This is a genomic window from Allomuricauda ruestringensis DSM 13258 (assembly GCF_000224085.1).
In the GTDB taxonomy this organism is placed as follows: Bacteria; Bacteroidota; Bacteroidia; order Flavobacteriales; family Flavobacteriaceae; genus Flagellimonas; species Flagellimonas ruestringensis.
The window spans coordinates 3,104,080-3,119,328 of record NC_015945.1; the positions used below are offsets into that span (position 1 = coordinate 3,104,080).

Here is a 15,249-nt window from a genome sequence, read left to right on the forward strand (position 1 = left end):
TCACATAGGTTCATGCAAAAAACTTATTTAGGGGCTCGATTTTCTATGAGCATCATTGCAATCCCCAAAGGAATTAAAAGAGTGAGCAGTGCCAAGATTTCTAAATGTTCATTGAAGATGTTCCATTGCTGCCAAGCAGCCATACCCCTATAAAAAATAAGAGCTTCCGTAAGAAGAAACCCCAAAAAATACCATAAGTAAGATTTCTTCGAAATTCGAAACAAGCTAAAATAATCCATAAATAGGAACAAGCCAATACTGATGATGCCCAAGAATGTCAAGTGCAAATAGCCAATGGTAAAATCAACATAATTAACCGCCATGTTGGCAAAATAGGGAAGAGCGGTCAAAAGTTGCAATACTATTTTGATCAAACCCAAGATCACTATCGTTTTAAGAAACAAGTGATGCACTTTTGAGAAAGATAATTTTGTGATTTTATTTCTGAACATACCCCACAAAAGGACAAATGCGTAGAATTGTGCCACAGCTCCCAGACCTGCCAACACATAAAACCAAAAGGAAGGTTTTGTCCAGAGCGTGGACAAGAAAAAGGTGAGCACAACCCCCAGATTTAGGCTTATAAAAAAGCGAGCGAAGGTTTTTGAGGAAATTTCAAGACCGCGCTGTTCCCAAACATAAATGAAAACCCCTACCAAGGCCAATATCATCCAGCCATTGTATTGAAAATGGAGGTAAAAATATATCGCCAGTCGGTACCAAATGGATTGTGCACCCAAGGTATTCATGATTGCTCCCAAGGCCCAAGGTCCCAAACTGGAGATTACCATGTAGATCAGGGCCGCTTTTGCACATTGCAATCCTTTGCTGTGCCTGTATTTTGGGTTGATGTTTTTCCAGAAATGGTAAACGTAGACATACGATACAATCAGGAACAGCGTAGAAAAAATAATGGAAAACAGCGCATACCCTTGAAAAGGAAAGGTAACTAACATACCCATCAAGGTGGCTTGCGTACACCAAAATATACGTTTGTACCTTCTACTGGACGCATCCTTATCCACAAAAAAATAATGCAGTAAGGTGGTCAAGGCCACATATACCCAACCCAAGAGGGCTATGTGCGAATGGGCATGGACAACAAACCTGTAGTTAAAATCAAAGGCGAAAATAGGGTAGGAGCGCAACAGCAAACCCAATAGGGCCGCCACAAGAAAGTAAATCACTGCAATTTGGATATGCAATTGATACGACTTATGCTTCACCGTGAGTTGTTTATTGTTTTCAATCTACCTTAAAAATCCTTTTTTCCAGCTTTATAGCGTAAGCCCAAGATAGGCAGAATGGTCCATAATAAAAGAATTGCTATGGAAATCAGAAAACCTAGGTCGGTCCCAAAAAACTTTTTGAAAATGGCACCGGTATACCCTAATAGTGCTGAAATATCCAACTTGAGCAGTATCAAAATTCTAGAAAGATCTATTGGATTTAGCGCAGTAGCCACCATGGAATAAGTATCCAAGGGATATTCTTCAAACAGAATCAGGGACATCAGGAACAGTCCGTCATAAACCACGGCCAAGAATAGCCAGAGCAGTACGGCGTAGCCAAATCCCTTTATCTTGTTTTCGTTGGAAATGGCAATCACAAAGGAAAGCCCCACAAAAATAAAGGTGAGAAAGGCCCCGGTGACCAGTAAAAGGGAAAAATCAAAAATAGCATTGCTTCGCAAAAGCCCATACAGCACAAATGGAATCCCCAGCCCTAACACCAGACTCAGCGTCAATGAACCTGCCACACCAAAATACTGCCCCATAAAAATGGAACTCCGTTTTATGGGCTGCGCCAATAAAAGTTCAGTAAATTCTCGGGAATTGTAGTAGTACATCACTCCAAAAATGGTTCCTATCAAAGGAATTAGGACAATAATCACGTTCATTAGGGTGATCACGGCCTTGGAGACATCGTTGTTCAAGAACAACAAAACAAACCCAAGGGCGAGGTAAAACAAAAAATACACGTAGCTCCAACGGCTACGTATCAAATCGTAAAAACTGTATTTTAATATTTTAAGCATGGCTATCGGTGGTTGTTATGGCCGCAATGGCATGTTCAAAATTGGTTTGTTTGGTCTGTTCCAAGAGTTCCTGGATACTTCCCTTGAAATAAATCTCACCTTCCAGTAGGTATAGGATTTCATCGGCCATTTCTTCCACAAACTGCATAATGTGCGAAGTGATTAAAATAGTTTTGCCTTGGGCCTTTTCTTTTTGAATCAATTCTTTTAAACGAATCAATGCTTTGGGATCTAAACCTGTGGTGGGTTCATCCAAAATAATCAGGGGACTGTCAAACATAAAGGTCAATACAATGTTCACCTTTTGCTTGGTACCCCCAGATAAGGTGGATAGTTTTTTGTTTAGAAAAGGTTCCAAACCAAAGAGCTCGATAAGCTCTGCTTCGGAACTTGGGCTGTTTCTTAGATCTTTGATCATATTAATCAATTCCTTGACCTTGATATTCGGAGGAAAATTGGCAATCTGGGGCAGGTAGTCGATTTTTTTGCGGTACTTCCATCCTTTTTTAATGGATTGTTCCAACACGGATATTTCTCCTTTATCGGGAATTACCATACCCAGAATACTCTTGATCAAGGTGGTTTTTCCCGATCCATTGGGACCAAGGATGGCATAAATGCGGCCTTCGTCAATGGACAGGTCTATTCCTTTCAACACTTGGTTTTTGCCAAATCGCTTATGAAGGTTGTTTATTGCAATGGTCATGGTCGTATTTTCATTAAAGGTTGGGCATCTTTTAAATTATCGGGCGTAAAAACGGGGGATACCCGTTCGGAAAAATCAATAATATCCATGAACAAGCTCCGTAAAAGCACAATGGTCTCGGGAGTACGGTTCACCACGTAGGAAAACAACTTGACAGGACGATAGGGAACATCCCCAATGCCATCTTTGTCCAGGTCATAACCCGTGTAGCTGCTCCAGAAATTACCCTCGAACACATTATCGTTCAGTTTGCTGTTGTAGGAGATATCAAAAGAGTTGTATAAAAAATTATTGCCTTTAAAACTATTGGTATAGCAGGCTCCGACCACTCGTATGGCCCAGCCATTGCTTATAAAGTCATTATCGGCGTACTTGATGCGGTTAGAGCCCTCGATATTGATGCCGATGGTATTTTCCTCGAAGGTATTCCCCACAATCTCAGCATCAGTAATCTCTTTCAATAGCATGCCGTAGGCCGCTGTGCCCCAATTCTTGCGAAAAGTGTTGTTTTTCATGGTGATGAACTTGGAGAACATCACGGCAACCCCGGCACCGTTGTTTTCGAACGTGTTGCGGGTATACACATCATGGTTGGAAAACATAAAATGTAGCCCATAGCGGAGATTGTCCATGCTCACATTATCGGAGATGGTTATTCGGTCGGAAAATTCCAGATAGATACCATCCCGAGTACCCTGGACATGGTTTTTGGCCACTTCTACGTCCGAAGAGTACCAAAGTTGAATGCCATTGCCCGAGTTATATTCGTCGACAGCTTCGCCAATAATCCTATTGTGAAAGACCTTGCCGTGTGATGATTTTTCCAAATAGATACCAAAGAACAATTGCTCCAATACCATATTCTGGATGAGAAAATTTTTGCTTTGCACCACCCGTATGGCCGCATTGTCCTTGGTGTAGCTAACCCCTACATTGATGATGAACAGTCCATCCAGCGTAACATCATCCGATGTGATCCTAAAAATTTCTCCCTTTTTTTCGCCATCAACAATGGGATAATCAATCCCTTTGATGACCAAGGGTTTGTCCACCAATATCTCAAACTCCTTGTACGTACCTTTTTCGATCAACAGGGTGTCGTGGGGAGCAGCACGTAAAATTGTTTCCTTGATGGAACTGTTTTCGCAGGTACTACAAACGGTCCAGGTGTTTGCCAAACCTATTTGAAAGCCCATCAAAAAAGCAAATCCCAGAATACGTTTTATATGTTGTACATCTAATTTCATACTATAACCTTCGTGCACTAAATTCTACCAACCTAAACCAGAACAAAACAATGGCGGCTCGTTGATATGCCATACCAAGAGCCTAGTTTCCATTTTATCCGATTTATGTAAAATCCCTTACTGACTTTCCTGTTATTTTGGATACTGCAATACGGTATACCACGGGCATTTCCGCTTCTTGCAATTTTCCGGAAAAGTGACTTAAAAAATGGGGACGTTCAGCATTTTCATGGTCTATGGTTCGCTGTACGCCTTCCGCAAAACGTTTTAAACATAATTTGGCACAATCTCCAGTAAGCTCTTGAAAAGTACCATGTACTTGTACCGATTGCCAATTACGAAACGATTTGATACTATCCACTTGAAAAGAAACTGTATTGCATTTTCTGAGGGCATTTATCCGATGCCCGTTGGATGCAAAACACAAAATACTCTTTTCATCCTGGTCAAAAAAATAAGTTGATGGTACTACATGGGGTTCATTGTTGGCAATGTAGGCCAGGTGTCCCACATAATTGTCTGTTAAAAGTCCGGTGCATTTTACTAGTTCCAAATCTGCGATTGTACTCATGCTCAAAGTTTAAATTGGTTTTTAATTTCCACCCATGTAAAAAGTTTGCCACCTTGGTTGGTCATAGTTTCCTTAGCAGCTTTTTCATTCTTAAAGGCACTCAGATATTCACCCATGGGACTAGGAATATTCTCACTGATCAAATAGGTGGCAGCTGTGGCATCTACCAAGGTTCCGGGTTGGTCAAAATCATTGACCAAGAAAAGGGCCATGGCGGATTCATCTTCCTCCTTTAATTGGTTCATCATGCATTCAACGGCATCAAAATTAAAGACCTTGCCTTTTTTGGTCACCAATTGCGCGGCATGTTGTTTGTCCACAATGGTCATGCTGCAATAATGACAGCCCACATGCCCATAATCAATGGGTTTTGGACTTACGGTACAACCGGTGCTAAAGCCAAAGATTGCAAGCAATAATATAATGGATGATTTCATAATCAATTTTTTACTGGTTTTTTACTGGTTTTCCACCCCAAAAATCCCGCGATCAAGGTAAGCATCATACCTACAAACATAAGCCATCCTCCGGTGGCCGGCATAGAGGTAACATCAAAGTTGAGCATCTTTACATGACCCAATAATGGGGGTTTATAAGTCATGGGCGTACCATCGGGATTGGTCAATTTCATGATCGCATTGGGGTCAAGATCGGTGCCATAATCAACCAACCATTGATTGAAATCGTACATGCCCAATACGCCAAGGATGGACATCAATAGGAACCAACCAATAAACCACTTGTAACTTACTTTGTTCAAGTACCCTAGAATACCGATCAATACACCCAAGGCCACCATAATGCCGATAACCATGGGAAAAGTGCTGAATTCCCACATATCCTCTGGTTTGGGCAATGTCTGCATGCCAATATAGTGATTTAGGCCATCGATGTTCTGGATATCAAATTCATTGACCCCTTGCAAGCCACTGATATGGATGTTCATCCCCAATGGATCGGGGTACTGTGGTGCCCCCAATATAATGTACCAGAGGGGAAAGATGTAGAGACCCAATAAAAGCAGCGGGCCAACGATCATTAAAATACTAGCCTTTTTCATTTTTTATGATTTAAAAGTTACAAATTGAGCGTGGTTTTTGGAGGGTTGATGCTGTTCCAATTTGTAATAAAAGCGGGCAGGTCGTGGAGACAGCCCGCTTTTTTCAATGGTGACTCAATCCGAATTATTCACCAAGTGACCATTTAAGCTCTACATTGGAGTTAGCGGGGGAAACCCTAACATATCCTTGCATTTCTTGATGCAGTGCAGAACAGAAATCCGTACAATAGAATGGCCATACTCCAACTTTTTTAGGTTCCCAAACCGAAGTTTTGGTCTGTCCTGGCATAACCAGAAGCTCGGAGGTGTTTTGCCCTATCATTGCAAAACCGTGCGGAACATCAAAATCCTGTTCGTGGTTGGTAATATGGAAATACACCTTGTCACCAACCTTGATTCCTTCAATGTTATCTGGGGTAAAGTGACTTCTGATGGTGGACATATATACATGTACCTCGTTTCCTTCACGTACCACTTTAGAGTCGGTGGGAGACAATACGGCATAGGGATGTTTGTTCTCATCCAATCTATATATTTTCTTGGATTTAGGCGCCAAAATCTCAGCTGGGATTCCTGCGGCATAGTGAGGTTCACCGTGCGTAGGGAAATCATAGATCAATTCCATTTTTTCACCAGAGATGTCGTAAATCTGGGCTGAGTGTTCCATTTCAGGTCCTGTGGGCAAATACCTGTCTTTGGTAATCTTGTTTAGTGCCACAACATATTTGCCGAAAGGTTTTCTCGAGTTCCCTCCGGGAATCATCAAGTGACCTACGGAATAGTATGTAGGTTTCCTGTCAATGACCTCCCAAGTTCCTAATTTCCATTTTACTACTTCGGAAGAGATAAAGAAAGTGGTGTAGGCATTTCCTTCTCCATCAAACTCGGTATGTAGTGGGCCCAATCCGCCACTTTTCACCTGTCCTGCCAGTACATCTTCAAACTTAAGAATAGGGATTCCATACGCTTCTCCATCAAATTTTTCGCCTTCAATGGCGGCAATCATTTTATCAAAGGAGTGTACAGTCAAGTCTGCGGAGAGTTTACCATTACCAATAATATACTGTCCGGAGGGATCTACATCGCAACCGTGGGGAGATTTTGGGGTGGGCAAAAAGTAAACAGCCCCGGGAACTTTTAATGGATCTACCGTCAACACCTCTTTTTTCATGGTAGTGGTAGCTGTATGGGTACTTTCATCGTATATATTGTGGGCGTATTCGGCGGGCACCTTGGTACCTCCGCCATTGTTCACATATTCCTCAATTTTCTTCCAGTTGACAGCGGCAATAAAATCCTTGTCGTTTTGAGAGGAATTTACTTCTTGAAGGGTGTGTGCCTCTTCTGTGTTATAGGTAGTGAAGAAGAACCAACCATGGGATTTTCCCCTTCCTGGATGGGAAAGGTCATAGTTGAAACCGGGCATCATCAACTGGAATTTGATGTCCATGTGACCGTGTTCCGGGTCTACGCTGATAAAGGACAACGACCCTTTAAAATTGCTTTTGTATTCATTGATGGGGATGTCCCTTTGTGGAATGGGAACAGAGAAACGGGTTCCCGCCACTACGTATTCGGTGTTTTCGGTTATAAAGGAGGAACTGTGGTTACCTGCACTATTGGGTACCTCAATGATTTCTTCGGTCTCAAAAGTGCTTAGGCTGATACGTGCAATTCTGGGCGTATTGTTTCCGTTGATAAAAATCCAACGGCCATCCAATTCACCATTGGTCTGTGATATGTCCGGGTGGTGGGCATCGTCCCAAGGTACAAAACCATGCGAAGTGTTGAGCATCGGTTTGGTTTCTTCGGAGTAGCCATAACCTGATGTTGGGAATTGCGAGAATACCGGTATTTCCTTGAACATTCTTCCAGAAGGTAATCCATAAACAGTAAGATTTCCGCTATAACCGCCCGACATAAAGGCGTAAAATTCATCTTGCTCACCTGGAGCTACGTATACTTTTTCGGCAGCACTGGACGACAACGCACCGTTCGAACTTTGGTTTTGTTGGCCGCATGAAACCAGTAATAAGGTTGCTCCCAGGGCCGTGATTAAATGACTATAGATTTTCATTGTATTAGTTTTTGTTTTATAATTATTATTGAGTAGGAGGTAGGATTACCTTGTCCACTACATGGACGATTCCGTTTCCTGCCGTTATACTTGCAATTATTTTGGCACCACCCACATAAACCTCGTTATCCTTTACCTCAACGGCTACGTTTTGATTATTGGCTTGGCCCAATTTTTTGAAATTCATCAAAAAGTCCTTTGAGTAGTTGCCGGGGGTTACATGATATTTAAGAATATTGGTCAGGGCATCTTTGTTTTCTGGTTTCAATAGGTCTTCCACGGTACCTTCGGGCAATGCATCAAAAGCGGCATTGGTAGGGGCGAAAACCATCAGCGGACCAGCATTGACCAATACATTTTCCAAATCTGCCGCTTGAACAGCAGCGACCAACGTACTATGATCTGCCGACCCAATGGCAATTTGTAACACATTGGGCGTGGATTCATCATCCTCTATAAAGGCTTGCCCCTTGTTGTTTTCCGAAACATCTATGGTCTCGTTTTGATTGGAATCCTTTGTTTCGTTTTGAGATCTGTTTTTACAACTGCTGATAAGTGTGAACAGTGAGAACAATCCCATCATACTGAGTTTAATGGTCGATTTCATAACGTTTATTCTAAGGTTCTAAAATATTCAAGAATGGCTCTGGCCTGATCTTCCGTGAGTCCTTGGTTGGACATTGGCGACCCGTTGAACTCCTGCAAGAGGTCTTTTGCCAAAGGATCTTGCTGTACCATTTCCTGAGGATTCAAAATCATGTTCATGACCCATTCAGGAGTTCTTCTTTCCAATATTCCGTTAGGGGGAGGGCCAATGAATTTTTTACCGATTCTGTGGCAGGCCAAGCACATTTGGTCATATACCTTTTTACCGTTTTCCGCCATGGCTTGGTCAATTTCTGCCGATAATTCAACAGATGTAACGGGGCCAACTCCCTTTGTGGTCATGTCCACTCGCTCTGAAGGTTTAACTTCATCAGTGGAACTGGTTTCGGCCGGTTGTTCTGTTTGTGCCTTTTTGCGTTGTACGCTAAAGCCTTCCTCTTTTTTTTCCTCTTTCTTTCCACCACAACTAATCATTATAAGGGCGAAGAGCAGGGCCATACTTTTTACTATTGCTTTCATGTGATCAATGGTTAAAATTTCGTTTCAAAAGTATATAGTGGCATAGACCTATAACATGATATTAATCATAAAAAGGATAAAAATGTCTTTTAATCTTTGCTTAACATTCTGAAGCCATGCTTTCCAATTCATCCAAATATGCCATTAAAGGGGTACTCTATTTAGCTTTGAACTCCGATGAGAACCATAAAGTCATGGTCAGGGATATTTTTGAGGTAGTGCATGTACCGGAAGCTTATTTGGCAAAATTATTACAGGAATTATCCCGACATGGCGTCATATCATCAACCCGGGGACCCAAAGGAGGTTTCTATTTGAGCGAAGATGACCGAAAACGCACGCTAATGGATATCATAAAGGTTATTGATGGGGATAGGCGAGTGCATTCGTGTGTTATGGGTATCAGTAACTGTGATATGAACAATCCTTGCGTGCTCCATAAACTTGTAGGGGCCAATAAGTCTAAATTTATCAACGTTCTGGAAAATACGACCATTTTGGACTTGGTTGATGGAAAACAGAACATTGAGGAGTTTTTTCCATTATAGTCCAGAACAGCCAATAGTTAAGTTTCTTTTTTAAGTTTTTTGATTGTTTTAAAATCCTCCAGCGTGTTAATATTCCATACTGACTTGGAGTGGGACTTGGGCAATACAATGATTTTGGTTTGCATGGTTGCCAGTAGTTTTTGCAGGCCTAGCTTTCCCTCATCAATGGCCTCCTTAAAGCAAGCTATGCTACTTTTTCTGTAGATACCGATCAATGGCATAGGTACATCTTCATATTGTACGATAAAGCCATCATGCCCGTCATCAATACCATCAATCAAAACATCAATGGTTTCCTTGCTCAAAAACGGGGTGTCACAGGCAACAACAAGGTTAAACTCGGCGCTTGAGAGGGTCAGACCAGTATAAATGCCACCTATGGGACCAAGATTGGGAATCAAGTCAGCATGCCTTGTTACACCCAAGCTATCCAGTTTTTGATTGTTTGATATAATAAGGACATTTTCAGCACATTGTTTTACTGTTTCTACAATATGGGAGATAAATGGTTTGTCCTCAAGGATCAAAAAAGCCTTATCCTTGCCCATACGGGTACTTTTTCCACCCGCTAAAATAATACCCGTCAAATTTGAAGGATTCAGCATTTGGTAGTGTCGCTTTTTGGGTTGGGGTAATTGTCCGATTGATCTTCAATAGTCTCATCCAAGCATACAAAATCTTTTTCCACTAGCAGGGAAAGTTGCTTTCCATCGGGTAAGTCCATGGTACCACTGAAACCAATCCTATCCGATGTCGCCCATCCAGACCGTTCCTTATCGGTAAGGTATAGTGTAATGGTGTTTTCCTCAAAAGAAGCCTCAAGTACATCAATTCCTTTTTTTGCTTTTAGTTGGTAGGTAAACACACTATTTCCAAAATTTGTAGTTTCCTTGTACGAACCTGTTTTGCAAAAAGTTTCTACCTCAGTCTTGGTCAATCTATATCGTATTGAATTTCCTTTAATCCTAATTTTCATGCGCTTATTTTTAGGTATTGTCCAAATTGTAATTAATGGTAACCCGGTAAATATTGGTCTCTGCCAGCGAATCAAAACTGAGGTTTCTTTTGTTATAATCATTCAAAAACAGGTATTCTTTAATAAGTATTATCCCTGAATCAAAAAAAATACATTAAATTTTACACGTAAATATATCAACTAAACAAGCCAAAAATGAAATTAAAAGAATTACTTTTTTTATCCCTAGTTGTAATTGGGATGAGTTCTTTACTGGCACAAACTGAAGTTGTAACCGGAGCAGATGTTGCGGTGACCGATACCGAATCGGGGAAAGTCCGTGGATTTATCCAAAACGGAATTTATACCTACAAAGGGATTCCCTACGCAACCGCAGAACGCTTTATGCCAGCAAAAAAAGTGGAACCTTGGGAAGGGGTAAGAAGTTCAACAATGTACGGCCCGGTTGCTCCCTTAATGACACCGACTACACAGGTTCAGGATGAGCCTGAATTTGTTTTTGACCACGATTGGGGCTACACCAGCGAAGATTGTCTTCGTCTTAACGTTTGGACCCCGAGCATTGATGATGATAAAAAAAGACCCGTACTTTTTTGGATGCACGGTGGTGGATTTACCGCAGGATCTAGCCAGGAACTGCCATCGTATGATGGAGAAAACCTTAGTAATAAGGGAGATGTTGTCGTAGTTTCCATTAATCATAGATTAAACATATTAGGTTTTCTGGATCTATCCGCCTATAACAATAGGTACAAGGAATCGGCCAATAACAGTATGTTGGACATTGTTGCCGCTTTGGAATGGGTAAAAGCCAATATTTCCAACTTTGGCGGAGACCCAAACAATATCACGATTTTTGGTCAGTCCGGGGGAGGAGCCAAAGTAAATACATTGATGGCCATGCCAAGGGCCAAGGGATTGTTCCACAAGGCGATAAATCAAAGTGGTTCGTTCAGGGGTAGCCTATCAAAAAAAGAAACCACAAGAGCCATTGCAGCCGAGGTGTTGAACCAACTTTCGTTGTCCGAAGACCAAGTGGACAGTCTTCAAACCATCCCGTTTGATAAATTAAGCGCAGCGGGAACCGCAGCCTTGCAAAAAGTAGCCGAGCAAATGAATGCAAAAGGTGTTGTCCCTGTGGGGTTGAGCCTCAATTGGGGACCAAGTATGGATGGGAATGTGCTACCACACGATTTAATGTCCGACGAAGCATTCGAACTTTCCAAGGATATCCCCTTGATGTTGGGAACCACCAAAAATGAATTTACACCATTTATGAACGGACGTTTTTTCCAAGCATCTGAAGAAGAAGTGATGGCGCATATCAAAGAAACCTACAAGGACAGGGCAGACGATTATGTGGCCGCGGTTAAAAAAGCATATCCAAACGACACCAGACCATCCGACCTGTTGGACATAGATGCCACATTTAGGCCAGGGGCCGTTTTCCAGGCCGACACAAAGTCAGAATTGAACAACGGGGCACCCGTTTATATGTTTATGTTTACATGGCAATCCCCAGTTTTTGATGGGAAGTATAAAGCCCTGCATTGCATGGAACTTCCTTTTGTTTTTGATAATATTGAACGTGCCCGACAAATGACGGGTGGTGGACAGGAAGCCCATGTACTTGCCGATAAAATGAGCAGTGCCTGGATCAATTTTGCCAAGACAGGAAACCCGAACCACAATGGGTTGCCACAGTGGCCTGAATATGACCCAAAAAGTACATCGACCATGTTTTTTGACAATGCTTGTGAGGTAAAGCCACAGCATGACAAAGAATTTTTGGCTCTGATGGCGGAGATGTAAAAGCAATCCAAGTGTTGAGAGGATAGATTTGATCAAAGCACATTAAAAAATAAACAAGCATGGATATTGGTCCATGCTTGTTTATTTTTCTTTTGAAGAAGAATTGATGAGCTTGATGTTGAAAGCATTCATGACATTCTTTGATCACTCCACAGAAGATGTTTTATGAATTTCGGTACTTTTATTGATTTCCATCATAATCTCGGCGAATAGTTCTGCAGATTTTAATCGGTCTTCGGCATTGTACATTATGGATGATACAATGACTTCATCAACCTGTGTTTCGTCAATAAAGCTCTGAACCTGTTTTTTTACCGTTTCCTTACTGCCTACAAAAGAATATCGCGTCATTTGCATAATGGCAGGGTGCTGTCGTACCTCTTGTAAACTCGTGCTCATTTCGGTGGGAGGTTCAATAAACTCGCTTTGGGTTCCCGACAAAATATTAATGACCATTCTTAAAGCCGATGTATACAAACGTTCCGCTTCCTCATCGGTATCGGCTATGATTACGTTGATACCTGCAATAACATAAGGTTCTTGTAATGCTTCCGAAGGTTGAAACTGCTCCCTGTAAATTTCTAGGGCATTGAAGAGTTGGGCCGTTGCAAAATGACTGGCAAAGGCGTAGGGCAATCCTTTTTGGGCGGCCAATCGGGCACTACTGGTACTTGAACCAAGAATGTAAATGGGCACATCCACCCCTTCGGCCAAAGTCACCCTTACTTTGGATGTTTTGTTGTCGGTTGAAAAATAGTTCTGAATTTTTTCAATATCGCTCGGAAAAGAATGCGTAGCCTCGATAAACCCTGGATTAATGGCGTGGGCCGTTTGTTGGTCGGTGCCAGGAGCCCTGCCCAGTCCCAAATCGATACGGTTGGGGAACAAATTTCCCAAGGTTCCGAATTTTTCGGCAACAACAAAAGGGGAGTGGTTGGGCAACATTACCCCTCCCGAACCTACACGTAAAGTAGAGGTGTGCTGCGCCACATGGCCAATTAAAATTTCGGGAGCACTACTGGTAATGGCAGGCATGTTATGGTGTTCTGCAAACCACATCCGTTCATAACCCAAAGCCTCGGCTTTTTGGGCAAGGGCAACCGTGTTTTTATAAACTTGGTTAATAGAGCTCCCTTTGGGAAGAACGGCCAGTTCCAGAATAGAGTACGCTATTTTTTTTGAATTCATATATTTATATGTATCGATATATTGTTGAAATAAAAACTAAAGTTTTTTGAGGGCTCTCAAGTAGTTTTCCATCACACTTTTGTTGAGTGAATAAAAATAGAACCGTCCCTCTTTTTGAGGTTCGATCAATTCAGCATCGACCAATTTTTTTATATGATGGCTTACCGATGGCTGTGATAGATTTAGTGATGCAGTAATCGTGCTACATTCAAGTTTGTCATCACAGCATTGGATTGCTTGAAGAATCTTTAAACGATTAACATCGCTCAAAGCCTTAGATATTTTTTCTACTTGTTTAAGGTTCAAAACAAATTACATATTGAAACATGTAAATATATCAATAAATGTGATTGTGACAATGGGAGAAGGTGTAATTCTGGACAAAACATCTCTTTTGGGGGAGACAATAGGATATCCAAAGTATGGTAAAAACAATCCGATGTACCATTGAAAAGTTCCTAATGCCTCCAATATTTTCCAAAAGAAACTTGGGAGATTTAGACCAATTTCATATTTATGGGATCCCAGGTCATGATTTTCTTATCAAAATAACTGGTGTTACAAGCCAAGGCTGGAGCCGCTGCCCTAAAGCCAAACTCAGCATCTTCCACCACTTCTTTTCCAGACCTTATGGCATCAAAGAAATTGGTAAAATGGTCCAAATGGGCACTATAGCCTTCAGGTGCTTTGTAAATAACATCGCCTTTTGGGTGTTTCTTTTGTTGCGCCTTGGTCCATTTGGCGTTATAATCGGCCATCATTCGGTTTTGCATTTCCTCTGGAAAGGTAAATACCGAGTCGTACCCGCCAAAACCTGGAGCTTCGGGCATTTTGCTGTACCCCACGGTAATATCGTTCCCGTTTATGGTAATGGTACCTTCGGAGCCTATCATTTGTATGATTTCCTGGCCTCCCGTACCGCTGATAAAGTTTACGCGCAGATTTAATTGAAATGCAGGGTGTTCTTCACTATCCGGGTATTGCATTACACCGGACATCACATCGGGCATGTTTCTACCATCTTTCCAATAACTGAATTGCCCTGTACTATAAATATCTTCTGGCCCTTTGGAATTGGTAATAAAATGGGTTCCACTTAATAAATGGATGTAAAGATCACCAGCTACACCTGTGCCAAATTCCTTAAAAGCCCTCCACCAAAAGAATTTTTTGGCATCAAACTCCATTTTGTCGGTTACCTCTACAAAGGTGTCCCAATCCGTGGTTTCTGCACTGGCATCGTCAGGAATGGTATATTCCCATGCCCCGATGGAACTTTGACGGTCCCAAGCTGCCTGCACCATGTTAAGATTGCCTATTTCCCCTGCGGCCAAAAGCTCTTTGGCCTTGGCATACCCAACGCTACTTACCCGTTGGCTACCTATTTGAACTACTTTGCCCGATTTTTTGGCCGCTTTCATCATCGGATAACCCTCTTCAATTTTGTGCATCATGGGTTTTTCCAGATACACGTGCTTGCCTTTGGCAAGGGCATCCAAGGTTATTTGGGAATGCCAAACATCGGTAGTACAAATAAGCACGGCGTCAATATCATCCCTATCCAAAAGAGCTTTATAGCTTCGGGTAACATAGAGGTCTTTTCCAAATTCTTCTTGAGCCCGGGTTAACCTGCCTTTGTACAGATCACAGATGCCCGCAAGTTCAACTCCTGGAACCTTTAGGGCGGTACTTAGGTCAAAATGGCCCTGTACTCCGTACCCGATTACACCAATTCTTACTTTATCGTTATTGGAAAATCCTTTTTCATATCGTAACATGCGCTCTTCTGCTTTTTTTTGTGCTGCAAAAGATGCGAATGGGGTGGCAGCAGAGGCCAAAGTAGTGGCTCCTATCTGTCGTAAAAACTTTCTTCTTTTGTTTGAATTGTTTTTCATCAATTG

General features: G+C 41.9%; 17 protein-coding genes. 2 read left to right on the plus strand and 15 right to left on the minus strand.

What is annotated here, in order from left to right; translation table 11 throughout:
* Positions 1-23: 23 nt before the first annotated feature.
* The 10 genes from MURRU_RS13945 to MURRU_RS13990 all read right to left on the minus strand — a co-directional run bounded on the left by MURRU_RS13945 (position 24) and on the right by MURRU_RS13990 (position 8,824).
* Entirely contained in the window at positions 24-1,226 is a 1,203-nt protein-coding gene (locus MURRU_RS13945) for a hypothetical protein (protein ID WP_014034119.1), read from the minus strand.
* Between the two features lie 29 nt (positions 1,227-1,255).
* Positions 1,256-2,038, minus strand: a complete 783-nt coding sequence (locus MURRU_RS13950; RefSeq protein ID WP_014034120.1) for an ABC transporter permease — start codon at positions 2,036-2,038, stop codon at positions 1,256-1,258.
* Positions 2,031-2,744 (minus strand): ABC transporter ATP-binding protein, encoded by a 714-nt coding sequence (locus tag MURRU_RS13955; RefSeq protein WP_014034121.1) that lies wholly within the window; start codon positions 2,742-2,744, stop codon positions 2,031-2,033. The genes MURRU_RS13950 and MURRU_RS13955 overlap by 8 nt, the downstream gene beginning before the upstream one ends.
* Positions 2,741-3,940, minus strand: coding sequence for a nitrous oxide reductase family maturation protein NosD (locus tag MURRU_RS13960; RefSeq protein ID WP_041802081.1), 1,200 nt, complete (start codon positions 3,938-3,940; stop codon positions 2,741-2,743). Before MURRU_RS13960 ends, MURRU_RS13955 begins: the two co-directional genes overlap by 4 nt.
* 154 nt (positions 3,941-4,094) lie before the next feature.
* Positions 4,095-4,562, minus strand: a complete 468-nt coding sequence (locus tag MURRU_RS13965) for a pyridoxamine 5'-phosphate oxidase family protein (RefSeq protein ID WP_014034123.1) — start codon at positions 4,560-4,562, stop codon at positions 4,095-4,097.
* A gap of 2 nt (positions 4,563-4,564) precedes the next feature.
* Complete coding sequence (locus MURRU_RS13970; RefSeq protein WP_014034124.1) at positions 4,565-4,999, minus strand: nitrous oxide reductase accessory protein NosL; 435 nt, start codon at positions 4,997-4,999, stop codon at positions 4,565-4,567.
* Positions 5,000-5,001: 2 nt separating this feature from the next.
* Entirely contained in the window at positions 5,002-5,622 is a 621-nt protein-coding gene (locus MURRU_RS13975; protein ID WP_014034125.1) for a hypothetical protein, read from the minus strand.
* Between the two features lie 124 nt (positions 5,623-5,746).
* Positions 5,747-7,699 (minus strand): Sec-dependent nitrous-oxide reductase, encoded by a 1,953-nt coding sequence (gene nosZ, locus MURRU_RS13980; RefSeq protein WP_014034126.1) that lies wholly within the window; start codon positions 7,697-7,699, stop codon positions 5,747-5,749.
* A 25-nt stretch (positions 7,700-7,724) separates the two neighbouring features.
* Complete coding sequence (locus MURRU_RS13985) at positions 7,725-8,306, minus strand: fasciclin domain-containing protein (protein ID WP_014034127.1); 582 nt, start codon at positions 8,304-8,306, stop codon at positions 7,725-7,727.
* 5 nt (positions 8,307-8,311) lie between these two features.
* The gene (locus tag MURRU_RS13990; protein WP_014034128.1) at positions 8,312-8,824 is read right to left on the minus strand and encodes a c-type cytochrome; all 513 of its coding nucleotides are present in this window, start codon (positions 8,822-8,824) and stop codon (positions 8,312-8,314) included.
* Positions 8,825-8,940: 116 nt separating this feature from the next.
* Between MURRU_RS13990 and MURRU_RS13995 the strand changes: the two genes are divergently transcribed.
* Positions 8,941-9,372 carry an RrF2 family transcriptional regulator gene (locus tag MURRU_RS13995; RefSeq protein ID WP_014034129.1) on the plus strand — a complete coding sequence of 144 codons (432 nt, stop codon included), beginning with the start codon at positions 8,941-8,943 and terminating at the stop codon, positions 9,370-9,372.
* A gap of 17 nt (positions 9,373-9,389) precedes the next feature.
* Here MURRU_RS13995 and mobA read toward each other — a convergent pair whose 3' ends face one another.
* Both mobA and MURRU_RS14005 read right to left on the minus strand, forming a co-directional pair.
* Positions 9,390-9,977, minus strand: coding sequence for a molybdenum cofactor guanylyltransferase (mobA, locus tag MURRU_RS14000; RefSeq protein WP_014034130.1), 588 nt, complete (start codon positions 9,975-9,977; stop codon positions 9,390-9,392).
* A complete protein-coding gene (locus tag MURRU_RS14005) occupies positions 9,971-10,348 on the minus strand; it encodes a DUF7009 family protein (protein ID WP_014034131.1) in 378 nt (125 codons plus the stop codon). The genes mobA and MURRU_RS14005 overlap by 7 nt, the downstream gene beginning before the upstream one ends.
* A gap of 195 nt (positions 10,349-10,543) precedes the next feature.
* Here MURRU_RS14005 and MURRU_RS14010 point away from each other — a divergent pair, with 195 nt between their 5' ends.
* Positions 10,544-12,160, plus strand: coding sequence for a carboxylesterase/lipase family protein (locus tag MURRU_RS14010; protein ID WP_014034132.1), 1,617 nt, complete (start codon positions 10,544-10,546; stop codon positions 12,158-12,160).
* 144 nt (positions 12,161-12,304) lie between these two features.
* Here MURRU_RS14010 and MURRU_RS14015 read toward each other — a convergent pair whose 3' ends face one another.
* The 3 genes from MURRU_RS14015 to MURRU_RS14025 all read right to left on the minus strand — a co-directional run bounded on the left by MURRU_RS14015 (position 12,305) and on the right by MURRU_RS14025 (position 15,243).
* Positions 12,305-13,348, minus strand: a complete 1,044-nt coding sequence (locus MURRU_RS14015; RefSeq protein WP_014034133.1) for an LLM class flavin-dependent oxidoreductase — start codon at positions 13,346-13,348, stop codon at positions 12,305-12,307.
* 36 nt (positions 13,349-13,384) lie between these two features.
* Positions 13,385-13,654 (minus strand): ArsR/SmtB family transcription factor, encoded by a 270-nt coding sequence (locus MURRU_RS14020; RefSeq protein ID WP_014034134.1) that lies wholly within the window; start codon positions 13,652-13,654, stop codon positions 13,385-13,387.
* A gap of 191 nt (positions 13,655-13,845) precedes the next feature.
* Positions 13,846-15,243 (minus strand): Gfo/Idh/MocA family protein, encoded by a 1,398-nt coding sequence (locus MURRU_RS14025; protein ID WP_014034135.1) that lies wholly within the window; start codon positions 15,241-15,243, stop codon positions 13,846-13,848.
* Positions 15,244-15,249: the final 6 nt, after the last annotated feature.